Raw genomic sequence first — 21,991 nt, 5'->3', positions numbered from 1 at the left:
CGGTCCGGTCGACGGGGGCGCGGGGCGGCCGGACATGTTGTAATACTGGCTTGATTTTCTTGCCGTCTTCCCTCATCTGCTGCCAATGAGCAACGATCTCTTCGCGGCCGATCCCGCCCATCGGCCCTACGTGCCCCTGGCCGAGCGCCTGCGTCCGCGCACGCTGGCCGACGTCGTCGGCCAGTCGCACCTGCTGGGGCCGGACAAGCCGCTGCGCGTGGCGTTCGAGTCGGGCCGTCCGCACTCCATGATCTTCTGGGGCCCGCCGGGCGTGGGCAAGACCACGCTGGCGCGCCTCATGGCCGACGGCTTCGACGCCCAGTTCATCGCCATTTCCGCCGTGCTGGGCGGCGTCAAGGACATCCGCGACGCGGTCACGGTGGCGCAGGTGGCGCAGGGCCAGGGCCGCCGCACCATCCTGTTCGTCGACGAGGTGCACCGCTTCAACAAGGCGCAGCAGGACGCGTTCCTGCCCTACGTCGAAAGCGGGCTGTTTACCTTCATCGGCGCGACCACCGAGAACCCTTCGTTCGAGGTCAATTCGGCGCTGCTGTCGCGCGCCCGCGTCTACGTGCTGCAGTCGCTCACGCCTGAAGAGCTGCAGCAACTGGTCGACCGCGCCATCACCGCGTTCAACGAAGGCCACGACGAAGGCGCCCGCATCCTCATCGACGCCGACGCGCGCGAGCAGCTGGCGGCCTGGGCCGACGGCGACGCGCGCCGCCTGATCAGCGCGGTCGAGGTGGTGGCCGAATCGGCCCAGGCCGCCGGCCGCGACACGGTGGACGCGGCCTGGCTGGAGATCTCGCTGTCGCAGAACCTGCGGCGCTTCGACAAGGGCGGCGACGCCTTCTACGACCAGATCAGCGCGCTGCACAAGTCGGTGCGCGGCTCCAATCCCGACGCCGCGCTGTACTGGTTCTGCCGCATGATCGACGGCGGCGCCGATCCCAAGTACCTGTCGCGCCGGCTGGTGCGCATGGCGGTCGAGGATATCGGCCTGGCCGACCCGCGCGCCACCGACCTGGCGGTCAATGGCGCCGACATCTACGAACGGCTGGGGTCGCCCGAGGGCGAGCTGGCGCTGGCGCAGGCGGTGGTCTACATGGCCTGCGCGGCCAAGTCCAACGCCGTCTACAACGCCTACAACCAGGCGCGCAAATTCGCCGCCGAACACGGCAGCGCGCCGGTGCCGATCCACCTGCGCAACGCGCCCACCAAGTTGATGAAACAATTGGGCCATGGCAAGGCCTATCGCTATGCCCACGACGAGCCGCATGGCTACGCCGCGGGCGAGCAATATTTCCCCGATGGGCTCAAGCCTTCCTTCTACCGGCCGACCGATCGCGGCCTGGAGGCTAAAATCCAGCAGAAGTTGGCATTTCTGCGCGAGCTGGACGCGGAAGAACGTGCCAAGAAACGGTAACGGGCCACGCCCGTTGCTTCCCGCAATCTCACCGACATCACCATGCTAGACCCGATACTGCTGCGCAAAGACCTGCAAACCGTCGTAGACCGCCTCAAGAGCCGTGGCGTGTCCTTCGACACGGAACGGTTCAACGAGCTGGAGTCTCGCCGCAAGGCGGTCCAGACCGAAACCGAATCCCTGCAAGCCCGCCGCAACGCGCTGGCCAAGCAGATCGGTCAGCTCAAGGCCAAGGGCGAGGACGCCAGCGCCGTCATGGCCGAATCGCAGGCCGTGCCCGAGCGCCTGAAGCAGCTGGAAGAAGCGCTGGCCGCCCTGCAGCAGCCGCTCAACGAGCTGCTCATGTCGGTGCCGAACCTGCCGCACGCCAGCGTGCCGCTGGGCGAATCCGCCGACGACAACGTCGAAGTGCGCCGCTGGCTGCCCGCCGCGGCCGGCGCCGACGGCAACCCGCCGGCGCTGCCGTTCGAGGCGCGCGACCACGTCGCCCTGGGCGAACCGCTGGGCCTGGACTTCGACATGGCCGCCAAGCTGTCGGGCGCGCGCTTCTCGTTCATGCGCGGCCCGATCGCGCGCCTGCACCGCGCGCTGTCGCAGTTCATGCTTGACCTGCAGACCGGCACGCACGGCTACACCGAGTGCTACACCCCGTACATCGTCAACGCCTCGACGCTCTACGGCACCGGCCAGCTGCCCAAGTTCAAGGACGACATGTTCGCCGTGTCCAAGGGCGGCGGCGACGACGATCCCAAGGTCGACGAACACGGCAAGCCGTTCGTGCGCGAAGACCAGTACCTGATCTCCACCTCGGAAATCACGCTGACCAGCGTGGCCCGCGACACCATCCAGGCCGCCGCCGACCTGCCGCTCAAGCTCACCGCCCACACGCCGTGCTTCCGTTCCGAAGCCGGCAGCGGCGGCCGCGACACGCGCGGCATGATCCGCCAGCACCAGTTCGACAAGGTCGAAATGGTGCAGATCACGCAGCCCGACCAGTCCTACGAGGCGCTGGAAGACATGGTCGGCCACGCCGAGCGCGTCCTGCAGCTGCTGGGGCTGCCGTACCGCGTGGTGTTGCTGTGCACCGGCGACATGGGCTTCGGTTCGGCCAAGACCTACGACCTGGAAGTCTGGCTGCCGGCGCAGAACACCTGGCGCGAGATTTCGTCGGTGTCCAACTGCGAGACCTTCCAGGCCCGCCGCATGCAGGCGCGTTTCCGCAATGCCCAGGGCAAGCCGGAATACGTGCACACGCTGAACGGTTCCGGCCTGGCCGTGGGCCGCGCGCTGGTGGCCGTGCTGGAAAACCACCAGCAGGCCGACGGCAGCATCCTGGTGCCGGAGGCGCTGCAGCCCTACATGGGCGGCCTGACGGTATTGAAGCCCTGACGCCGATACCGCGCGCAATGAAAAACGGAGCCCTCGGGCTCCGTTTTTCATTGCCGCCGCGAGGGCGGCACGCTGCTTGCTGATAACGCAAGTCGGCCGCAAGGCGGATGGCGGGATAATCCGCCTTATTTATGATCGAGACATAATTCTGTCGTCTCGAGAGATTATCTTCACGACCTGAGTGCTTGCTTTTGATGTGAGCAATTGTGTATTTTCAATAAAAGGGCCGGATAGTTCGGCACAATACACCTGCGTTCGACACGCATCATTCACTTATATAACAAGGAGTTGTCCATGACTTCAAGAATGATTGGAGATTTTCGTGTGAGATGCTCTGTGGCTCAGGATGACGAGCAGGGCTTTCGGGTGCAGATATGGACCCGCCGCGTAGGCGGAACCGCACCGGAAAAATGCTGGACCGTGCCGGGACAGGCGCCGTTCGCGAGCTTGCACGAAGCCGAGCAGGAGAGTCGGCAGTTGTTTGAAGAAATCAATGGTGTTCGTTTCAACGGTGAACCGGAGTTTGCTCATGCGTCCGCATAATGGCTGGTGGCGGGCCTCCAGCGCCCCGCGCCGCTGGATTGACCTCGTTCAGGAATCGTCGCGTTGGGCCGCGGGCAAGCCCGCCCCGGCGCCGCAACAACCGCCGGCCGTCGTGGCTGGCAAATCCGTTCAGGTCCCCGCGGCCTGACCCGCTTTCCGCGGCGTACCGGAAATTACGCCGCAGAAAAAAAAGGCCACTCGAAGGAGTGGCCTTTGTTTTTCAGGGCGCCGGCATGACTGGCCCGGCGCGGAGCGATCAGCGGTGCCAGCCGCCGCGGCCGTGGTAGTAGCCCGGGCCGGGGCCGCGCCAGTAGCCGCCATGGTGGCCCCAGTAGCCGCCGCCGCGGATGTAGACCGGCGCCGGGTACACCACCGGGGGCGCGACGTACACGGGCGCCGGGCGGTAGTAGACCGGGGGCGGGGGCGCATAGACGGGCGCCGGCGCCACGTAGACGGGCGCGGGCGCCGCATAGACCGGCGCCGGGTACACGACCCCGGGGACGCCGATCGAGATGCCGACGTCGACGCGGGCCAACGCGACGCTGGAGATCAGCAGGCCGGCGACACCGGCCCCAGCGATTAGCCATTTTTTCATGTTGCACCTGCCTACTGCGTTATGCAGCAAAGTTGAGTATTCCGTTGAGGCTATTTTCGGTCTTTTCGGATCGGCGTGGGTAAATGACCGTCCCTCAATAGCGACAATCCGCAACGGTTGCGGATGCGTTGCGGGCCCGCATGCTGCGGCGCGGCAGGCGGATTCCACTCTGGTAAACCCTCGGCTGAAATCGACTGAAATAAGGTGGAATGCGGTGAAGTACGGCGGCCAGGTTACAGCTGCTCACCATCGCCGCCGCCAAGTTCCCTGCAGGCAACACCGGTACGCCTGCGCCAGGCGGCCAATGCGCCAGCCACGCCGCCTGCGGGCTGTCCAGCGTCGACGCTACCTAGTTTTCGTCCGGTTGCTGACAGCGGAATTCGACCACCCAGACCCACGGATTGGCGGCCCAGGCGTGCGCGCCGTAGCGCTCGCACCAGGTCAAGGCAAACGCTGTTTGCAAGGGCACGCCTGGCAACAGCGCCGAGGCGTGATAAAGCGCTTGTGTGCCTTCGGCGCGCGCGTCGGCGTCCGACAGCTTTTGCAGGCGCTGGATGCGCACGCCGACGATGACCGCGTTGGCAAAAGGCTTGCCGGACTCGTCTTCGAGGGTGATGCTGTCTCCGGATTTACCATAGGGGCAACTGACCCAGGGAGAGGTCTTGCGCATTTCGCTCGATCCTTCCCGGACCGGACCCATGGCGACCCATTTGCCAGAGTCCGCAGCGTCGGCGTACCAGGCGGTCGTCGGTTTGGAGGGCTGCGGCTTGACGATGCGGCGGGTCTGCACTTTGGAGCCATCCAGGATGGCTTGCTTGAGCGGCTCGCTGAATTGGAGTGCCTGCCTTTTCATACCTGTGTTGTTCCCCTCGCGATCGACGCTTGCATACCCAAGGTTCTGCGGCCGAGTCGACGCGTGCCAACATGGCGGGCTCCGGAAGCCTCGCATGGAACAGTATGACGCGTCGCTGGCGCCATGTCAGGCAAAGGGTTACTTGTGTGTCTTTTTGAATACGTCGCAAGGATGTTTGTATACTCGACGCATGAATACTGACCTGCACGATCTCAAGCCCGGTTACTACTGGTACACCATGGCCAATGACCCGCTGGCCGTCATCCATATCCACGACGACGGTGGCGCCACGTTGATGGGCACCGACTATCGCCTGGGCGCCGAAGGCGTGGCGGACATGATCCGCCAGGGCCAGCGCTTCTTCTGGATCGAACCGCCCCAGCAAGGCTGAACGGACGCCGCCGCGTGCCGGCGGCGCCGGATACCTCCATGACCGACATGCTGTTAAACAACGTTCGCCTGCCCGATGGCGCGGCGGTCGACGTGCTGATTTCTGGCGGCCGTATCGCCGGCATCGGCCCCAACCTGCAGGCGCCGCCCGATGTGGCGCGCGAGCAGGGCGGCGGCGCGCTGTTGCTGCCCGGCCTGGTGGAAGGCCACACCCATCTGGACAAGACCACCTGGGATTCGCCGTGGTACGTGAACCAGGTGGGGCCGGCGCTGACCGACCGCATCGACAACGAACGGGCCTGGCGCGCCGCCAGCGGCCATGACGCGGCCAGCCATGCGCGCGCGCTGGCGCTGGCCTTCCTGCGCGAGGGCGCCACCCGCATCCGCAGCCACGTCGATGTCGACACCGACGCCGGCCTGCGCCATCTGGACGGCGTGCACGCCACCCGCGAAGCCCTGGCTGGCCTGGTCGAGATCCAGACCGTGGCGTTTCCGCAGTCGGGCCTGCTGATCCGGCCCGGCACCGCCGCCTTGCTGGATGCGGGCCTGGCCGCGGGCGCCGACGTGCTGGGCGGACTGGACCCCTGTGCCATCGACCGCGACCCGGCGCAATCGCTGGACGTGCTGTTCGGGCTGGCGGAAAAGCATGGCAAACCCCTCGATATCCACCTGCACGAGCCGGGCGACCTGGGCGCCTTCTCGCTCGACCTGATCCTGGACCGCGTGCAGGCGCTGGACATGCGCGGCCGCGTGGTCGTCAGCCACGCCTTCTGTCTGGGCGGCGTCGACGCCAAGCGGCTGGACGGCCTGCTCAAGCGCCTGGCCGCGCTGGATGTGGCGCTGCTGACCACGGCGCCGCCGTCGCGTCCGGTGCCGGCGCTGCGCGCCTGTCGCGAGGCCGGCGTGACGCTGTTCGGCGGCAACGACGGCATCCGCGACACCTGGACGCCCTACGGCAGCCCCGACATGCTGGCGCGCGCCATGATGATCGGCCTGCGCAACGACCTGCGCCGCGATGACGAGATCGGCTGGGCCTTCGACTGCGTCAGCGCCGCCGCGGCGCGCGCCTGTGGCTTCGCGGACTACGGGCTGGCGCCTGGCGCCCGCGCCGACCTGGTGCTGGTGGCGGCCAGCGGCGTGGCCGAAGCCGTGGCGCAGCGCGCGCCGCGTCGCCTGGTGATCTCTGGCGGCAAGGTGGTGGCGCGCAACGGCCAACTGAGGGCCGACCTGGCGGCATAAGGCGCGGCGGCCCCTGGCCGCATGCATGCCGCGCGGGCCGGTCAGCGCTCCGCCGCCTGGCGTTCCGCCATCTCCACGAACACCCGCATCAATTCCGAGCGCACGCCCGAGCGCGGCCAGATCGCGCCGACGCTGCGCGCCGGACAGGGGCCCGGCAGCGGCCAGCGCCTGACGGGGGCGGAAGCGCCCGTGGTGGCCCAATCCGGCAGCAGCGCCACGCCCAATCCCTCCGACACCAGCTTGGCGATCGAGTCGATGCCGTCCAGCTCGAAGCGCACGTGCGGCCGCAGGTCGCGGGCGCGCAGGTAGTCGTCGGCCATGCGGCCGCCCACTACGCTGCGGTCGTAGCGGATATAGGGCTCGCGCGCGATCACCGCCAGCGGGTCGGGCACCACCATGTCGGCAGGCGTCACCAGCACCAGCGGCTCGCGCCGCAGGTCGCGCCAGACGCAGGACTTGGGCAGCGCGAACAGCGGGTGCACCAGCAGCGCGCCGTCCAGTTCGCCGGCCAGCACCTTGCTGTAGAGCAGGGTGGTGGGCGCCGGCTCGATATAGATCTCGATGTGGGGATGGCGCGCCGCCCAGGTGCGCAGCACCGGCGGCATGATGCCGGTCAGCGCCGTGGGCGTGGCGCCCAGGCGCAAGGGGCCGGCCGGCAGGTCGGACTCGGTGGCCGCCGAGCGCAGGTCGCGCAGATCGCGCAGCACGTTGCGGGCGCGTTCCAGGATGCGGGTGCCGGCCGCGGTCGGCTTGACCGTGCGGCCCGAGCGCGCGATCAGCGCGCTGCCCATGTCCGCTTCCAGCGCGCGCAGGCGCTGCTGCACGGTGGCCGGCGTCAGCCCCTGGTGGCGCGCGGCCTGCGCGATCGAGCCCAGCTCCACCACGTGCACATAGGTCTGCAGGAATCTCGAATCCATCGTCTGGCGCCCCGAGAAGATGTTTTTTCCATATTCTAAATATGGATCAAGATAATTGTTTGTTTCTTTGGGGGCGGCAAGAATGCGCTTGAGCGTTGCGCCGGCGCAAGGCGCGCCGGCAACGCAACCCGCACTATTCCCGTTATCAGGAGCCAGCCGTGCCCATCATTGAATCCATCGACGTTTGCGCCGCCGCGGTGCCCTTGGACAAGGTCACCTCGTTTTCGAACCGCACCGTCTCCACCCGCCATTACGGACTGGTCAAGGTCCGCAGCGCCGATGGCGTCGAAGGCATCGGCTTCTGCTATGTCGGCAGCGCCGGCGGCGCGATCTTCGAGGCCGCCGTGCAGAGCCTGCTGGCGCCGGTGCTGCTGGGCAAGGACTCGCACGCGGTCGAAGGGTTGTGGCAGGCCATGTACCAGGAAGCCCTGCTGCAGGGGCGCCAGGGCACGGTGATGCGCGCGCTCAGCGCGCTCGACATCGCGCTGTGGGACCTGAACGCCAAGACCGCGGGGCTGCCGCTGCACAAGTTCCTCGGCGCGGTCGAGCTGGAGTCGGTGCCGGCCTACGCCAGCGGCGGCTACTACCTGGACGGCAAGACGCCGCAGCACCTGGGCGAGGAAATGGCCAGCTATGTCGCCAAGGGCTTTGGCGCCGTCAAGATGAAGACCGGGCGCCTGTCGCCGCGCGAGGAAGAGGCGCGGCTGAAGGCGGCGCGCGAGGCCGTCGGGCCGGACGTCGAGCTGATGATGGACTGCAACAACGCCTGGCAGGACGTGACCCAGGCCATGCAGTACATCCGCCGCTTCGAGCAGTACGAGCCGTACTTCATCGAAGAGCCGTTCGGCCCCGACGACATCGACAGCCACGCCAAGCTGGCGCGCCTGACGCACCTGCCTATCGCCACCGCCGAGATCGGCTACGGCCGCTGGTATCACAAGGAGCTGCTGGACAAGGGCGCGGCCGGCATCCTGCAGACCGACGCGGCGGTGTGCGGCGGCATCACCGAATGGAAGCGCATCGCGGCGACCGCGGCGAGCTACGGCGTGGTGGTGTGCCCGCACTGGTTCCACGACGTGCACGCGCCGCTGGTGGCCGCCACGCCCAATGCGCGTTATGTTGAATTTTTCTGGGACGATCAGGTCCTGAATTTCCGCAAGCTGGTGGACCGCCAACTGACCCACAAGCAGGGTCGCGTGGTGCTGCACCAGGAGCCGGGGTTGGGATTCGGTTTCGATGAACGCATGGTCGAACGCTACGGCAAGTGGACCCGTATCGGCCGCTGACAGGAGAGTCTTCATGAGCACACGAGCCGCGGGCCGGCCGCAAGGCGTCTATTCCCCGGTCCTCACGCCCTTCAACGCGGATCTGTCGCCCAGCGCGCCGCGCTTCGTCGGGCATTGCCGCGCGCTGCTGGAACAGGGCGCGGGGCTGGCGATCTTCGGCACCAACTCCGAGGCCAATTCGCTCAGCGTGGCGGAAAAGCGCCATCTGCTGGATGCCTTGCTGGATGCCGGCCTGCCGGCCGCGCGCATGATGCCCGGCACCGGCGCCTGCGCGCTGCCCGACGCGGTGGAGCTGACCCGCCACGCGGTCGGCGCCGGCTGCGGCGGGGTGCTCATGCTGCCGCCGTTCTACTACAAGGGCGTCAGCGACGAGGGCCTGTTCCGCGCCTTCGCCCACGTGATCGAGCGGGTCGCCGACGAGCGCCTGCGCATCTACCTGTATCACATCCCGCCGGTGTCGGGCGTGCCGATCAGCCTGGGCCTGATCGACCGCTTGCTGGGCGAATTTCCCGGCATCGTCGCCGGCATCAAGGACAGTTCCGGCGACTGGGCCAACACCCAGGCCATGCTGCGCGACTTCCAGCCGCGCGGCTTCGACGTGTTCGCCGGCACCGAAACGGTGTTGCTGGAAACCATGCGGGCGGGAGGCGCGGGCTGCATCACCGCCACCGGCAACGTCAATGCCGGCCCGATCGTCGCGCTGTACCGGTCGTGGCGCGAGGCCGGCGCCGAGGACCGGCAGCGCGCCCTGAACGAGACCCGCGCCATCTTCCAGTCGTACCCGATGATCCCGGCCATGAAAGCCGCGATCGCGCAGCGGCGCAACGATCCGGTCTGGGCCACGGTCCGGCCGCCGCTGGTGGAGCTGGACGCCGCGCAGTCGGCGCAACTGGCCCAGCGGCTGGCGGCGCCCGCGGCCTGACCGCGTCAGCAGGACCCGCAGGACGCCGCGGCCCAGCCGGCCGCGGCGGGCAAGGCTTACCAACAGTCGCCGGGCATGGACCCGGCGCGCGAGGAGACAACCATGCAACGTAGGGAATTCATTACCGGCGCCGCGGCGCTGGGGGCGGCGCTCGTCCTGCCATCGGCCAGGGCGCAGCAACCGCTGCCGCCGGGGCCGGTCAAGATCGTGGTGGGATTTCCGGCGGGCGGCGGCACCGATGTGCTGGCGCGCCTGCTGGGCCAGAAGCTGGGCGTGATGTGGGGCATCCCGGTGATCGTCGAGAACCGCGCCGGCGCGGCCGGCATCATCGCCGCCGAGCAGGTGGCGCGCCAGCCGCCCGATGGCAACACGCTGCTGATGGCGCATGTCAACAGCCACGGCATCGCGCCCGGCCTGCAGCCCAGACTGGCCTATTCGGCCGAGCGCGATTTCTCGCCGATCGCGCTGGTGGGCAAGACGCCGACGCTGCTGATCGGCGGCGCGGCGCAGCCGGCCAAGACGCTGCCCGAGCTGGTGGCGCTGTGCCGTGCGCAACCCGGCAAGATCATCTTCGGTTCGGCCGGCAGCGGGTCGGCGCAGCACCTGGCGCTGGAGATTTTCAAGGCCCGCGCCGGCATCGACGTGCTGCACGTGCCCTACAAGGGCTCGGCGCCGCTGATGAACGATCTGCTGGGCGGCCACGTGCAGTATTGCTTCGAGGGCATGACCACGGCCACGCCTTTGATCCAGTCCGGCAAGGTGCTGGCGCTGGCGCAGACGCTGCAGCAGCGTTCCAAGAGCCAGCCCGACGTGCCGACGGTGGCCGAGCAGGGCTACCCCGGGTTCGAGGCCAGCATCTGGTTCGGCATGGTGGGTCCGGCCAAAATGCCCGCCGACATGATCGCGCGCATGAACCAGGACATCGACCGCGTCCTGGCCATGGCCGACGTGCAGGAAAAGCTGGCGCAGGTTGGCGCGGAAGACGGCGGCGGCAGCGTGCAGCGCTTCGCCGACTTCATGCGCGACGAGCAGCGCAAGTACGCCAAGACCATCCAGGACGCGAAGATCGTGGCCGAGGGGTAGGGCGGGATTAGGGGAAAATACCGCGGCAAGCGTGCAAAGAAAAAGGCCAATCCCGAGGGATTGGCCTTTTTTGAATACTGGCGGAGAGGGTGGGATTCGAACCCACGGTACGGGGATACCGTACGCCTGATTTCGAGTCAGGTACATTCGACCACTCTGCCACCTCTCCGTGGCTGGGTTCCGCAACGGTGAAATTCCAGTGACCGGTATCAGGGGCGAGCCCATCAGCGGTTCCTGGTTTCCCACGATCAGATTCCTGGTCGGAAGAATCTGCGTTGTCGGAGCAGCGAAGCCCGCAATTCTACAGCAAAAAAAACTTTTGTGTAAAGCCTTTCGATGTCGGGCGCTTCAGACGGTTTCCCCGGCTTTCCCGTTGGGCAATCTTTGCGCAGAATCGGACTGTCTCGATCCGCACGCCTCGCGCCGATGAATCTGATCCTCATCCTGTTGCTTGCCGCCGTCCTGTGCGTGCCGCTGACCCAGCGGCTGGGGCTGGGCGCGATCCCGGGCTACCTGCTGGCCGGCGTGCTGGTGGGGCCGTCGTGCCTGAAGCTGGTGACCGACGTGGGCGACATGGTCAATGTGTCGCAGTGGGGCGTGGTGATGATGCTGTTCATCATCGGCCTGGAGCTGGCGCCGCGGCGCCTGTGGGCCATGCGCCACGAGGTGTTCACGCTGGGGGCGTCGCAGATGCTGGCCTGCGGGCTGCTGCTGGGGCTGGTGTTCGGCGCCGCGCTGCGCCATCTGGCCGGCATGGGCTGGCAGGCGGCGGTGCTGTGCGGGCTGTCGCTGGCCCTGTCGTCCACCGCGGTGGCCATGCGGCTGCTGGAAGAGCGCGGCCTGACGCGCACGCCGATGGGGCGCTCGGCGCTGGGGGTGCTGCTGTTCCAGGACATGGCGGCGATCCCGATGCTGGTGGCGGCCGGGCTGCTGGGCAGCGGCCAGGCGTCGGAGCCGTCGTTCAAGGAGGCGCTGGTGGCGGTGGCGGTGGTGGCGGTGGCCTACCGGCTGCGGCTGCTGGGCTGGGCGGCCAAGGCGCAGTTGAAGGAATTGTTCACCGCGGCGGCGCTGCTGATGGTGATCGGCGCCGCCCAGCTGTTCAACTACGCCGGCCTGTCGGCGGGCCTGGGCGGCTTCCTGGTGGGGGTGCTGATGGCCGAGTCGCGCTATCGCGACGAACTGGAAAACGCCATCGAGCCGTTCAAGGGGCTGCTGCTGGGCCTGTTCTTCGTCGCGATCGGCATGTCCGTGAACCTGCACGTGGTGGCGGATCACTGGGCCTTCATCCTGGCGGGCGTGACGGCGCTGCTGCTGGTCAAGGCGCTGGTGCTGTACGGCTTCGCGCGGTTCCTGGGCCTGCCGCGCTATCACCGCCTGCTGTTCGCCATGGTGCTGGCGCAGGGCGGCGAATTCAGCTTCGCCATCTTCAACGAGGCCTGGAGCAACCGCCTGATGGACCTGGACCAGCGCGACGTGCTGGCGGTGGTGGTGGCGGTGTCGATGGGCGTGGTGCCGATCCTGATCAAGCTGCTCGAGCGCGTGCCGGAGCGCCTGGGGGGCATGGCGGACCTGCCGGCGCCGCCGCCCGCCGAGACGGCGCAGGACCGGTCGGATTCCGCGCCGCCGCCGCGCCAGGCGGAGCCGCCGGATTCCCCGTCGCCGCATCCTTGACCCCGCGCCGCGTGGGGGCATGGCATGATGGGCGCCTTGCCGGGCAGCTACACTTGACGCTGTTTTTCAGCCCGTGTTTCGCCCACGGCGCCGGCCGGCGCGTTCCGGCCGCCGCCCGCCTTCCGCGCCCCGCCACAGGAGAACATCTATGCTCAAAGGAAAAGTCGCAGTCGTCACCGGTTCCACCAGCGGGATCGGCCTGGGTATCGCCACCGCGCTGGCCGCGCAGGGCGCCGATATCGTCCTGAACGGCTTCGGCGACGCCGCCGAGATCGAAAAGGTGCGCGCCGGCCTGGCCGCCCAGCATGGCGTCAAGGTGCTGTACGACGGCGCCGACCTGTCCAAGGGCGAGGCCGTGCGCGGCCTGGTCGACAACGCGGTGCGCCAGATGGGCCGCATCGACATCCTGGTCAACAACGCCGGCATCCAGCACACCGCGCTGATCGAGGACTTTCCCACCGAAAAATGGGACGCCATCCTGGCGCTGAACCTGTCGGCCGTGTTCCATGGCACCGCCGCCGCGCTGCCGCACATGAAGAAGCAGGGCTTCGGCCGCATCATCAACATCGCCTCGGCGCACGGCCTGGTGGCCTCGGCCAACAAATCGGCCTACGTCGCCGCCAAGCACGGCGTGGTGGGCTTCACCAAGGTGACCGCGCTGGAAACCGCCGGCCAGGGCATCACCGCCAACGCCATCTGCCCGGGCTGGGTGCGCACTCCGCTGGTCGAAAAGCAGATCTCGGCGCTGGCCGAAAAGAACGGCGTCGACCAGGAAACCGCCGCGCGCGAACTGCTCAGCGAAAAGCAGCCGTCGCTGCAATTCGTCACGCCCGAACAACTGGGCGGCACGGCCGTCTTCCTGGCCTCCGATGCCGCCGCGCAAATCACCGGCACGACCGTCTCCGTCGATGGCGGCTGGACGGCGCGCTGATCAAAGGAATCTCCGAATGCTGTTTCTGCTTTCCCCCGCCAAGAAGCTGGACTACGACTCGCCGGTGCACGTCGAGACGCACACCCAGCCGCTGTTCGTGGACCAGGCCGCCGGCCTGATCAAGGTCCTGAAGACCAAGACCGCGGACGACATCGCCGAACTGATGAGCCTGAGCCCGGCCCTGTCCGAGCTCAACGTGCAGCGCTACGGCCACTGGAAACGCACCTTCACGCAGGCCAATTCGCGCCAGGCCGTGCTGGCCTTCAATGGCGACGTGTATGAAGGCCTGGAGGCCTCGACGCTGTCGGCCAGGCAGCTGGACTGGGCCCAGGAACACGTGGCCATCCTCAGCGGCCTGTATGGCGTGCTGCGGCCGCTCGACCTGATGCAGCCGTACCGCCTGGAAATGGGCACGCGCCTGGAAACGCCCAAGGGCAAGAACCTGTACGAATACTGGGGCAGCGGCATCGCCGACTACCTCAACGAGCGCCAGGCCGGCCAGAAGGCGCCGGTCATCGTCAACCTGGCGTCCGAAGAGTATTTCAAGTCGGTCGACCTGAAGGCGCTCAAGGCGCGCGTGGTGCAGTGCGTGTTCCAGGACTGGAAGAACGGCGCCTGGAAGATCATCAGCTTCCACGCCAAGCGCGCGCGCGGCCTGATGGCGCGCTACGCCATCCTGCACAAGGTGTCCAAGCCCGAGGGCCTGCACGGCTTCGACCTGGAAGGCTATCAGTACGACGCCTCGGCCTCCACCGAAAACAAGCTGGTGTTCCGCCGCAAGCTCTGAGCGATCCGGACGCGCCAGGTAAAAGCCGGCCCCTGATCGGGGCCGGCTTTTTTTGTGCTGGAAGCGTGCGTGGATGCGTCAGGCCGGCGCCGCCACCGGCGGTGCGTGCTGCGGATCGGCCAGCGCGTGCAGCTCCTGGCGGATCATGTGGGTGGCCTTGAGCATCTGCTTGACCGGATAGACCAGCGCCGCCTGTTCGCCTTCGGTGTCGAACTGGGTGGGCAGGTCGGCGGGCGCCTGCGCGCGGTTCTCGTCCAGCAGGTCGACCATGCCGGCCAGCGCCCGCTGCACCGCCTCGGGCGTGGCCGGCAGGGCGGCCAGGATGGGAATGGCGGCGGTGATCTGCGAGGCCAGCACGTGGTTCTGGATCAGCAGGTTGTTCAGTTCTGGCACGCTGACCTGGTGCGACTTGGGCTCGCTCATCATGCGGTAGAAGGCCTCGGCGAAATTGCTGAAGGCGATGTGCACGTTCTTGCGCGCCAGGCGCCAGGCCAGGTCGGCGTCGGTGACCGCGGGCGTCGCGTCGGCGGCCGCGCCCACCGGCGCGCCATGCGTCTGCATCGCTTCCACGTAGCGCATGCCGGCCATCAGGTATTCCCGGTTGGCGCGGGTGGCGGCCGCCGCCAGCGGCTTGAGGTAGCGCGCCTCCCACCACGGCAGGATGTAGCTGCACACCAGCGCCAGCGCGCAGCCGATCAGCGTGTCGATGGCGCGTTCGCCGATCACCGACATCGACACCGTGCCGGGCGAGACGAAGTGGAACACCAGCACCACGAACAGCGTGTTGAAGATGGCGCTGGCCATGTAGTTCAGCTGCACCATGCTGTTGCCCATGATGCAGGCGCCCATCAGCACCGCGAACAGGATGGCGGGCTTGTCGGTGACGTTGAACAGCAGCAGCGCGCAGATGCAGCCGATCAGCGTGCCCATCAGGCGCCAGCCGTTGCGCTGGCGGGTCAGCGCGAAGCCCGGCTTCATGATGATGACGATGGTCAGCATGATCCAGTAGTTGTGCGCCGAGAACGCCGGCGACAGCCAGCGGCTGGCCAGCGTCATGGCGATGGCGGCGGCGGCCGTCACGCGCAGCGCATAGCGGAAATGCGGCGAATCCAGCCGCAGGTTGCTGGTCAGCAGGCCGACCCGGAATTCCTGGCGCGAGATGAAGCGCGTCAGCGACTTGTTGATGCGCAGCACGTCGGTGGGCTGGGCGTGGGGCGAGGCGGCGGTGTGGTCGGCCAGCCGGTCGACGATGCGGGCCGAGTTGCGCAGCCGCCGCAGCACCTGCACGATCAGCGCCAGCATTTCCGGCTCGCGCTCGCCCAGGCCCTGCTGCTTGAGCTGTTCGATCTCGTATTCGATGGCGCGCAGCTCGGCCTTGGCGCTGCTGCGGTACTGCACCTTGCGGCCGCGCGACACGTCCAGCGCGATGCGGTTCAGCTCCAGCGACATCTTCACCAGCGCGTCGCGCATGAACATCAGGCAGTCGTTGCCGGCCAGCGCGCGCCGCAGCGCGGCGTAGTCGGTGTGGGTGGCCACCAGCGTGTCGAGCAGTTGCAGCATGTCGACGAACATGTTCCAGATCATCACGCGGCGGCGGTCGCCCAGGCCCTTGCCGCGGGGCAGGGCGCGCAGCACCATGTCGCGCGCGGCCTGGTGCTTCTCGGTCATGATCGACTGGCGCTGGATCAGGTTGCGGTAGGCCTCGTCCAGGTCGGCGGTCTCGTCGTAGAACGCGGCGCGCGCGGCGACATAATCGGCGGTGGCGAACAACGCCACCGACATCGCCTGCTGCTCCTCGCGCAGCCAGAACAGGCGCGAGAACCCCAGGCTGAAGGCCACGTAGAACAGCGCCCCGCCCAGGGTCGCGGCGGCGTGCGCCAGCACCTCGTGGGCCTCGAGCGGCGAATGCATGGTCAGCGTCATCAGCAGCAGGCCGGCAAAGCCGATCAGGCCGCCGCGCTTGCCGAACACCGTGAACATGGAATAGACGAAGCACTGCGCGATGACCACCAGCCAGATCAGCACGGGATGGGTCGAGGCCAGGCCGGTGATGATGACGGTCAGCGTGCCCAGCGCCGCGCCGCCCAGCATCTCGTTGGTGCGATGCCGCTGCGGGCCGCCGGGCTGGTCGATGATGGCCAGGCACTGGGCGCCGAAGGTGGCGACCAGGCCGGTGGTGTAGTGGCCGAACAGTCCGCCCAGCACCAGCACCGGCAACAGCATGCCGACCCCCTGGCGCACCCCTCCGAAGAAGTAGTGGCTGTAGAGGAAGCGGCGAATGCTGGCAATGCGCAGATCCATGGGCGGCGGGGCTCGGTTCCGGGTGACGCGTCAAGTATAGAGAGGCTGGCGGCGTTTTAGGGGTCGGATGGTTACCAGACTTTCCCGCAGTGGCCGGCGCGACTTCCGTGCAACGTCCGCGAAACCTCGATTTGCTAGCTTTGACGCAACGCGGTAAATTGCTCCACTTGCGCCGGTCTGCCTATCCGAAACCGGTGCGATGAGGCGGATGGCCAGGGTCACCTCCCAGCCATCCTGCAGCAGATACATTTGCCGTTGGCCGCGCCACAAGCGTGTGTTGCCAAGGCTTCCATTTCGACCTCCAGCGTCCCCCAGGGGCGTTAGCACTGCGTTCTGTCGAGCGTGTGCCGGGTCGGCAGGGTGTCCGGGTGGCGTGGCTCCGTGAGCCGCTAAGCGCCGGATCATGTTGCCGTAGCCGGTATGGGTTCAGTTGCCGCCGTATCCGGGCGCGCAGCAGTCAGGGTTGCAGGGCCGGTTTTGAAAGGAAAGACAACATGGAAATGAATGGCGCCGATATCGTCGTGCGCTGCCTGGCCGATGAAGGCGTGGAACACGTTTTCGGCTACCCTGGCGGCGCGGTGCTCTACATCTACGACGCGATTTTCAAGCAGGACAAATTCCAGCATATCCTGGTTCGTCACGAGCAAGCCGCCGTGCACGCGGCCGATGCCTACTCGCGCTCGTCGCAGAAGGTCGGCGTCTGCATCGTGACCAGCGGTCCGGGCGTGACCAATGCCGTCACCGGCATCGCCACCGCCTACATGGACTCCATCCCCATGGTCATCATCAGCGGGCAGGTGCCCACTGCGGCCATTGGCGAGGACGCCTTCCAGGAATGCGACACCGTCGGCATCACCCGTCCCTGCGTCAAGCACAACTTCCTGGTGCGTGACGTCAAGGACCTGGCCGAAACCATGCGCCGCGCGTTCTACATCGCGCGCACCGGCCGTCCCGGCCCGGTGCTGGTGGACATCCCCAAGGACATCACCGTCGCGCAGTGCAAGTACACCCCGCCCAAGGGCGAGATCTCGATGCGTTCCTACGCGCCCGTCAACAAGGGCCACCAGGGGCAGATCAAGAAAGCCGTGCAGATGCTGCTGGCCGCCGAGCGGCCGATGATCTACACCGGCGGCGGGGTCATCCTGTCGAACGCCGCGCCCGAGCTGAACAAGCTCGTGTCGCAACTGGGCGCTCCCTGCACCAGCACCCTGATGGGCCTGGGCGGCTTCCCCGCCAGCAGCGGCCAGTTCGTCGGCATGCCCGGCATGCACGGCACCTACGAGGCCAACATGGCGATGCAGCACTGCGACGTGCTGCTGGCCATCGGCGCCCGTTTCGACGACCGCGTGATCGGCAATCCCAAGCACTTCGCCCAGAACGCCCGCAAGATCATCCATATCGATATCGACCCGTCGTCGATCTCCAAGCGCGTGCGCGTGGACGTCCCGATCGTCGGCAACGTCAAGGATGTGCTGGCCGACCTGAGCGCGCAGTACGAGGCCGCCGCCGCCGAGCACAAGCCGGCTTCCATCGCCAAGTGGTGGGAGCAGGTCGAGACCTGGCGCGGCAAGGAATGCCTCAAGTTCGCCAATTCGGACGAGGTCATCAAGCCGCAGTACGTGGTGGAAAAGCTCTGGGAAGTGACCGGCGGCGACGCCTTCGTCACCTCCGACGTGGGCCAGCACCAGATGTGGGCGGCGCAGTACTACAAGTTCGACAAGCCGCGCCGCTGGATCAACTCCGGCGGCCTGGGCACCATGGGGGTGGGCCTGCCCTACGCCATGGGCGTGCAGATGGCCAATCCGGGTCATGACATCGCCGTGATCACCGGCGAGGCCTCGATCCAGATGAACATCCAGGAACTGTCGACCTGCGCCCAGTACCGCCTGACGCCCAAGATCGTCTGCCTGAACAACCGCTTCCTGGGCATGGTCCGGCAGTGGCAGCAGATCGACTACGGCTCGCGCTACTCCGAGTCGTACATGGATTCGCTGCCCGACTTCGTCAAGGTGGCCGAGGCCTACGGCCACGTGGGCCTGCGCATCGAGCGCCCGGCCGACGTCGAGCCGGCGCTGCGCGAAGCGTTCAAGAAGCACAAGGAGCGCCTGGTCTTCCTGGACTTCATCACCGACCGCACCGAAAACGTGTGGCCGATGGTCAAGGCCGGCCGCGGGCTGACCGAAATGCTGCTCGGCTCTGAAGACCTGTAAGGAGGCCACCATGAAGCACGTGATTTCCGTCCTCCTCGAAAACGAGCCCGGCGCGCTGTCGCGCGTGGTCGGCCTGTTCTCGGCGCGGGGCTACAACATCGAGACCCTGACCGTGGCGCCCACCGAGGACGCCACGCTGTCGCGCATGACCATCGTCACGACCGGCTCGGATGAAGTCATCGAGCAGATCACCAAGCACCTGAACCGCCTGGTGGACGTGGTCAAGGTCGTGGACCTGACCGAAGGCGCGCACATCGAGCGCGAGCTGATGCTCGTGAAGGTGCGCGCGGTCGGCAAGGAACGCGAGGAAATGAAGCGCATGGCGGACATCTTCCGCGGGCGCATCATCGATGTGACCGACAAGTCCTACACCATCGAATTGACCGGGGTGCAGGAAAAAGTACAGGCCTTCCTGGAAGCCCTGGACCGCAGTGCCATCCTTGAAACCGTGCGCACCGGCGTGTCCGGCATCGGCCGCGGTGAACGGATTCTGAAGATTTGACCGGCCTTCCAGGCCAAGCCGCACCCTACATACGAACCAACGAATATCCAAGATATCTGGAGCACCCCATGAAAGTTTTCTACGACAAAGACTGCGATCTCTCCCTCATCAAAGGCAAGACCGTTGCCATCATCGGCTATGGCTCGCAAGGCCACGCGCACGCGCAGAACCTGCATGAGTCGGGCGTGAAGGTCATCGTCGGCCTGCGCAAGGGCGGCGCCTCGTGGAACAAGGCCGCCAACGCCGGCCTGGAAGTCAAGGAAGTGGCGGACGCCGTCAAGTCGGCCGACATCGTCATGATGCTGCTGCCCGACGAGAACATCGCCTCGGTCTACAACAAGGAAGTGCACGCCAACATCAAGGCGGGCGCCGCCCTGGCCTTCGCCCACGGCTTCAACGTCCACTACGGCCAGGTCGTGCCGCGTGAAGACATCGACGTCATCATGATCGCCCCGAAGGCCCCCGGCCACACGGTGCGCAACACCTACAAGCAGGGTGGCGGCGTGCCCCACCTGGTGGCCGTGTACCAGGACAAGTCGGGCGCCGCGCGCGACGTGGCCCTGTCGTACGCCAGCGCCAACGGCGGCGGCCGTGCCGGCATCATCGAAACCAACTTCCGTGAAGAAACCGAAACCGACCTGTTCGGCGAACAGGCCGTGCTGTGCGGCGGTACCGTCGAACTGATCAAGGCCGGTTTCGACACGCTGGTGGAAGCCGGCTACGCGCCCGAAATGGCGTACTTCGAGTGCCTGCACGAACTGAAGCTGATCGTCGACCTGATCTATGAAGGCGGCATCGCCAACATGAATTACTCGATCTCGAACAACGCCGAGTTCGGCGAGTACGAAACCGGCCCGAAGATCGTCACCGACGAAACCCGCAAGGCCATGCGCCAGTGCCTGACGGATATCCAGACCGGCGAATACGCCAAGAAGTTCATCCTGGAAAACGCCGCCGGCGCCCCGACGCTGACCTCGCGCCGCCGCATCAACGCGGAATCGCAGATCGAAGTGGTGGGTGGCAAGCTGCGCGCCATGATGCCCTGGATCGCCGCTAACAAGCTGGTGGACAAGTCCAAGAACTGATTCCGGTTTCCGCGCGGGGCTTGCGCCCCGCGCGCACCGGCCGAAAGCGGCATGCCTCGCGAGGGCATGCCGTTTTTATTTGCGCAGAAAGTGCGCGAAGGCGGGCGCGCCGCCGGGGCGCGGGCGGGCTTTTCGCGCCGGCGGGGCCGGATCGCGGCGGGCATGCCCCTTGCTGCGGCCCGTTGTGGGGCCAGATGAGTTAACCTTTCAATGTCTGTCGTAAGTAATTGAGACCATGCCCAATTTTTCCATGCGCGATTCCGAGAACCGCCACCGAAGCATCTACCTGCTGCCCAACGCATTCACCACCGCGGCGTTGTTCGCGGGGTTCTATGCCGTGGTGCAGGCCATGAACAACCGCTTCGAGGTCGCCGCCATCGCCATTTTCGTGGCCATGGTGCTGGACGGCATGGACGGCCGGGTGGCCCGCCTGACCAACACCCAATCGGCCTTCGGCGAGCAATACGACTCGCTGTCCGACATGACCTCGTTCGGCGTGGCGCCGGCGCTGGTGATGTACGAATGGATCCTGAACGACCTGGGCCGCTGGGGCTGGCTCGCGGCGTTCGTCTACGTGGCCGGGGCCGCGCTGCGCCTGGCTCGCTTCAATACCAATATCGCGGTGGTCGACAAGCGCTACTTCCAGGGCCTGCCGAGCCCGGCCGCGGCGGCGCTGGTGGCCGGCTTCGTGTGGCTGGCGGTCGACAACAAGCTGCCGATCCACGACAGTGTGATGGCCTGGGTCGCGTTCACGCTGACCATGTACGCCGGCATCACCATGGTGTCCAACGCCCCGTTCTTCAGCGGCAAGAGCTTCGCCCTGGGCCGCAGCGTGCCGTTCTGGGGCATCCTGCTGGTGGTGGCGGTGTTCGTGTTCGTCTCCAGCGATCCCCCGGTGGTGCTGTTCGGCCTGTTCGTGCTGTACGGCTTTTCGGGCTGGGTCATCTGGGCCTGGCGCTGGAACCGCGCCCGCCGGCTGCAGCAGGAACGGCGTGGCCAGTCGTCCTGATCCGGCGCTGCCAAGAAAAAACCCGCCTTCCGGCGGGTTTTTTCTTGGGCGGCCCGGGAAGGATCAGCGCCACATGAAGCGGTCGTCGTCGTACATCGGGTCCGGACCAGGGTGGAAGTGGGTCACCCCGGTGCCGTCGCGTCCCATGTAGACATACATCAGTGAATTCCAGACGCTGTTCTCCTTGTAGCGGTACGACCAGATGACCTCGCGCTTCTCGCCCAGGCCGGCCTGGTCGATGCGGGCCGGGGGGCCGAACTCGCAGCGCACGCGCTCGGGGCTCCATTGGCCTTGCTCCAGCACCTTGAAGTGGGCATCGGTCAGCAGCGGCAGGACGCGGTCGACCCGGCCGTCGGCGCCGACATTGGCGCCCCAGGCGTATTGGCCCATGGGTTGTTGCGTCCAGATCACGCGGCGGCCGCCGTTGGCTTGCGGGCATTCGAAGTTGGGGCGGCCGAACTGGGCCTGGACGTCGGCCAGGGGCGTGCCGGGCGCAACCTGGGCCAGGTTGGCGCAGGCGGCCAGGCTGGCGAGGGCCGCGGCGGCCAGGGTGGTGCGGGCAAGTTTGTAATAATTTGACATGTTGTTGCTCCTGTGGCCTGCCGCCGAGGCGGTGGCGCGACATCCGGCGGCGGGTCGGTGGTGTCACTGGGGTAATTCTAGCGAATCGGCTATAATCAGCAGGCTTTATCAAGTGTATTGATTTTGCACGATGCTTTGCGCCGGCAACGGGGCTGGACTGGATCGGAATGAAATGGGGCTTTCAGCCTTGTTTTCCGGCATTGCCAGGGCAGTCTCGAAGCAGCAGTGAGAACGCAACAACGCTTACCGCCGGCAGCGATTTTTTTCCAA

20 protein-coding genes and 1 tRNA gene are annotated in these 21,991 nt (G+C 66.9%); 15 read left to right on the top strand and 6 right to left on the bottom strand.

Annotated features, from left to right (window positions below; translation table 11 throughout):
- The first annotated feature begins 85 nt into the window (after positions 1–85).
- From AOZ53_RS08725 to AOZ53_RS33305, 3 genes are all read left to right on the top strand, one after another.
- Positions 86–1,426: a replication-associated recombination protein A gene (locus AOZ53_RS08725; protein WP_054433052.1), complete on the top strand. Its 1,341-nt coding sequence runs from the start codon at positions 86–88 to the stop codon at positions 1,424–1,426.
- Between the two features lie 42 nt (positions 1,427–1,468).
- Positions 1,469–2,815 carry a serine--tRNA ligase gene (gene serS / locus AOZ53_RS08720; protein WP_054433054.1) on the top strand — a complete coding sequence of 449 codons (1,347 nt, stop codon included), beginning with the start codon at positions 1,469–1,471 and terminating at the stop codon, positions 2,813–2,815.
- A 294-nt stretch (positions 2,816–3,109) separates the two neighbouring features.
- On the top strand, positions 3,110–3,358 hold the full coding sequence (locus AOZ53_RS33305; RefSeq protein ID WP_082380555.1) for a hypothetical protein: 249 nt from the start codon (positions 3,110–3,112) through the stop codon (positions 3,356–3,358).
- Positions 3,359–3,614: 256 nt separating this feature from the next.
- Here the strand turns inward: AOZ53_RS33305 and AOZ53_RS08715 are convergent, their stop codons facing one another.
- The gene (locus AOZ53_RS08715) at positions 3,615–3,953 is read right to left on the bottom strand and encodes a virulence factor (RefSeq protein WP_054433055.1); all 339 of its coding nucleotides are present in this window, start codon (positions 3,951–3,953) and stop codon (positions 3,615–3,617) included.
- 349 nt (positions 3,954–4,302) lie between these two features.
- Complete coding sequence (locus AOZ53_RS08710; protein WP_054487598.1) at positions 4,303–4,806, bottom strand: ASCH domain-containing protein; 504 nt, start codon at positions 4,804–4,806, stop codon at positions 4,303–4,305.
- A gap of 190 nt (positions 4,807–4,996) precedes the next feature.
- On the opposite strand from AOZ53_RS08710, the gene AOZ53_RS08705 reads away from it, so the two are divergent.
- Positions 4,997–5,197 (top strand): hypothetical protein, encoded by a 201-nt coding sequence (locus AOZ53_RS08705; protein WP_054433060.1) that lies wholly within the window; start codon positions 4,997–4,999, stop codon positions 5,195–5,197.
- A gap of 38 nt (positions 5,198–5,235) precedes the next feature.
- Positions 5,236–6,435, top strand: coding sequence for an amidohydrolase family protein (locus AOZ53_RS08700; RefSeq protein ID WP_054487596.1), 1,200 nt, complete (start codon positions 5,236–5,238; stop codon positions 6,433–6,435).
- 41 nt (positions 6,436–6,476) lie between these two features.
- Here AOZ53_RS08700 and AOZ53_RS08695 read toward each other — a convergent pair whose 3' ends face one another.
- Positions 6,477–7,352 (bottom strand): LysR family transcriptional regulator, encoded by an 876-nt coding sequence (locus AOZ53_RS08695; RefSeq protein WP_054433063.1) that lies wholly within the window; start codon positions 7,350–7,352, stop codon positions 6,477–6,479.
- Between the two features lie 158 nt (positions 7,353–7,510).
- On the opposite strand from AOZ53_RS08695, the gene AOZ53_RS08690 reads away from it, so the two are divergent.
- From AOZ53_RS08690 to AOZ53_RS08680, 3 genes are all read left to right on the top strand, one after another.
- Entirely contained in the window at positions 7,511–8,638 is a 1,128-nt protein-coding gene (locus AOZ53_RS08690; protein ID WP_054433092.1) for a mandelate racemase/muconate lactonizing enzyme family protein, read from the top strand.
- A gap of 13 nt (positions 8,639–8,651) precedes the next feature.
- Positions 8,652–9,560 carry a dihydrodipicolinate synthase family protein gene (locus AOZ53_RS08685; protein WP_054433064.1) on the top strand — a complete coding sequence of 303 codons (909 nt, stop codon included), beginning with the start codon at positions 8,652–8,654 and terminating at the stop codon, positions 9,558–9,560.
- 102 nt (positions 9,561–9,662) lie between these two features.
- Positions 9,663–10,643, top strand: a complete 981-nt coding sequence (locus AOZ53_RS08680) for a Bug family tripartite tricarboxylate transporter substrate binding protein (protein WP_054487594.1) — start codon at positions 9,663–9,665, stop codon at positions 10,641–10,643.
- Positions 10,644–10,721: 78 nt separating this feature from the next.
- Here AOZ53_RS08680 and AOZ53_RS08675 read toward each other — a convergent pair.
- A tRNA-Ser gene (locus tag AOZ53_RS08675) sits at positions 10,722–10,812 on the bottom strand.
- A 257-nt stretch (positions 10,813–11,069) separates the two neighbouring features.
- Between AOZ53_RS08675 and AOZ53_RS08670 the strand changes: the two genes are divergently transcribed.
- The 3 genes from AOZ53_RS08670 (at position 11,070) to yaaA (ending at position 14,032) form a co-directional block, all read left to right on the top strand.
- Complete coding sequence (locus AOZ53_RS08670; protein ID WP_054487593.1) at positions 11,070–12,314, top strand: cation:proton antiporter domain-containing protein; 1,245 nt, start codon at positions 11,070–11,072, stop codon at positions 12,312–12,314.
- Between the two features lie 148 nt (positions 12,315–12,462).
- Positions 12,463–13,245, top strand: coding sequence for a 3-hydroxybutyrate dehydrogenase (locus tag AOZ53_RS08665; protein WP_049071820.1), 783 nt, complete (start codon positions 12,463–12,465; stop codon positions 13,243–13,245).
- Between the two features lie 16 nt (positions 13,246–13,261).
- Positions 13,262–14,032 (top strand): peroxide stress protein YaaA, encoded by a 771-nt coding sequence (gene yaaA / locus AOZ53_RS08660; protein ID WP_054477982.1) that lies wholly within the window; start codon positions 13,262–13,264, stop codon positions 14,030–14,032.
- Positions 14,033–14,110: 78 nt separating this feature from the next.
- On the opposite strand, the gene AOZ53_RS08655 is transcribed toward yaaA, so the two are convergent.
- Positions 14,111–16,333 carry an FUSC family protein gene (locus AOZ53_RS08655; protein ID WP_054433455.1) on the bottom strand — a complete coding sequence of 741 codons (2,223 nt, stop codon included), beginning with the start codon at positions 16,331–16,333 and terminating at the stop codon, positions 14,111–14,113.
- A 440-nt stretch (positions 16,334–16,773) separates the two neighbouring features.
- Between AOZ53_RS08655 and AOZ53_RS08650 the strand changes: the two genes are divergently transcribed.
- The 4 genes from AOZ53_RS08650 to pssA all read left to right on the top strand — a co-directional run bounded on the left by AOZ53_RS08650 (position 16,774) and on the right by pssA (position 21,139).
- Positions 16,774–18,543, top strand: a complete 1,770-nt coding sequence (locus AOZ53_RS08650) for an acetolactate synthase 3 catalytic subunit (protein WP_255353196.1) — start codon at positions 16,774–16,776, stop codon at positions 18,541–18,543.
- 10 nt (positions 18,544–18,553) lie between these two features.
- Entirely contained in the window at positions 18,554–19,045 is a 492-nt protein-coding gene (gene ilvN, locus AOZ53_RS08645) for an acetolactate synthase small subunit (protein ID WP_006217868.1), read from the top strand.
- A gap of 68 nt (positions 19,046–19,113) precedes the next feature.
- Positions 19,114–20,130, top strand: coding sequence for a ketol-acid reductoisomerase (gene ilvC / locus AOZ53_RS08640; RefSeq protein WP_054433454.1), 1,017 nt, complete (start codon positions 19,114–19,116; stop codon positions 20,128–20,130).
- A 235-nt stretch (positions 20,131–20,365) separates the two neighbouring features.
- Positions 20,366–21,139 carry a CDP-diacylglycerol--serine O-phosphatidyltransferase gene (gene pssA, locus AOZ53_RS08635; RefSeq protein WP_006389119.1) on the top strand — a complete coding sequence of 258 codons (774 nt, stop codon included), beginning with the start codon at positions 20,366–20,368 and terminating at the stop codon, positions 21,137–21,139.
- Between the two features lie 63 nt (positions 21,140–21,202).
- On the opposite strand, the gene AOZ53_RS08630 is transcribed toward pssA, so the two are convergent.
- Positions 21,203–21,721: a hypothetical protein gene (locus AOZ53_RS08630; protein ID WP_054433453.1), complete on the bottom strand. Its 519-nt coding sequence runs from the start codon at positions 21,719–21,721 to the stop codon at positions 21,203–21,205.
- Positions 21,722–21,991 lie beyond the last annotated feature (270 nt).

The organism is Achromobacter sp. 2789STDY5608621, from assembly GCF_001299375.1.
Taxonomy (GTDB): domain Bacteria; phylum Pseudomonadota; class Gammaproteobacteria; order Burkholderiales; family Burkholderiaceae_B; genus Achromobacter; species Achromobacter insuavis.
Note: the sequence above shows the minus strand (reverse complement) of the source record. Positions and strands in the feature narration are given on the sequence as shown.

Coding starts and splice junctions, on each gene's coding strand:
- AOZ53_RS08725 (WP_054433052.1), top strand. CDS start 86: ATGAGCAACGATCTCTTCGCGGCCGATCCCGCCCATCGGCCCTACGTG.
- serS (WP_054433054.1), top strand. CDS start 1,469: ATGCTAGACCCGATACTGCTGCGCAAAGACCTGCAAACCGTCGTAGAC.
- AOZ53_RS33305 (WP_082380555.1), top strand. CDS start 3,110: ATGACTTCAAGAATGATTGGAGATTTTCGTGTGAGATGCTCTGTGGCT.
- AOZ53_RS08715 (WP_054433055.1), bottom strand. CDS start 3,953: ATGAAAAAATGGCTAATCGCTGGGGCCGGTGTCGCCGGCCTGCTGATC.
- AOZ53_RS08710 (WP_054487598.1), bottom strand. CDS start 4,806: ATGAAAAGGCAGGCACTCCAATTCAGCGAGCCGCTCAAGCAAGCCATC.
- AOZ53_RS08705 (WP_054433060.1), top strand. CDS start 4,997: ATGAATACTGACCTGCACGATCTCAAGCCCGGTTACTACTGGTACACC.
- AOZ53_RS08700 (WP_054487596.1), top strand. CDS start 5,236: ATGACCGACATGCTGTTAAACAACGTTCGCCTGCCCGATGGCGCGGCG.
- AOZ53_RS08695 (WP_054433063.1), bottom strand. CDS start 7,352: ATGGATTCGAGATTCCTGCAGACCTATGTGCACGTGGTGGAGCTGGGC.
- AOZ53_RS08685 (WP_054433064.1), top strand. CDS start 8,652: ATGAGCACACGAGCCGCGGGCCGGCCGCAAGGCGTCTATTCCCCGGTC.
- AOZ53_RS08680 (WP_054487594.1), top strand. CDS start 9,663: ATGCAACGTAGGGAATTCATTACCGGCGCCGCGGCGCTGGGGGCGGCG.
- AOZ53_RS08670 (WP_054487593.1), top strand. CDS start 11,070: ATGAATCTGATCCTCATCCTGTTGCTTGCCGCCGTCCTGTGCGTGCCG.
- AOZ53_RS08665 (WP_049071820.1), top strand. CDS start 12,463: ATGCTCAAAGGAAAAGTCGCAGTCGTCACCGGTTCCACCAGCGGGATC.
- yaaA (WP_054477982.1), top strand. CDS start 13,262: ATGCTGTTTCTGCTTTCCCCCGCCAAGAAGCTGGACTACGACTCGCCG.
- AOZ53_RS08655 (WP_054433455.1), bottom strand. CDS start 16,333: ATGGATCTGCGCATTGCCAGCATTCGCCGCTTCCTCTACAGCCACTAC.
- ilvN (WP_006217868.1), top strand. CDS start 18,554: ATGAAGCACGTGATTTCCGTCCTCCTCGAAAACGAGCCCGGCGCGCTG.
- ilvC (WP_054433454.1), top strand. CDS start 19,114: ATGAAAGTTTTCTACGACAAAGACTGCGATCTCTCCCTCATCAAAGGC.
- pssA (WP_006389119.1), top strand. CDS start 20,366: ATGCCCAATTTTTCCATGCGCGATTCCGAGAACCGCCACCGAAGCATC.
- AOZ53_RS08630 (WP_054433453.1), bottom strand. CDS start 21,721: ATGTCAAATTATTACAAACTTGCCCGCACCACCCTGGCCGCCGCGGCC.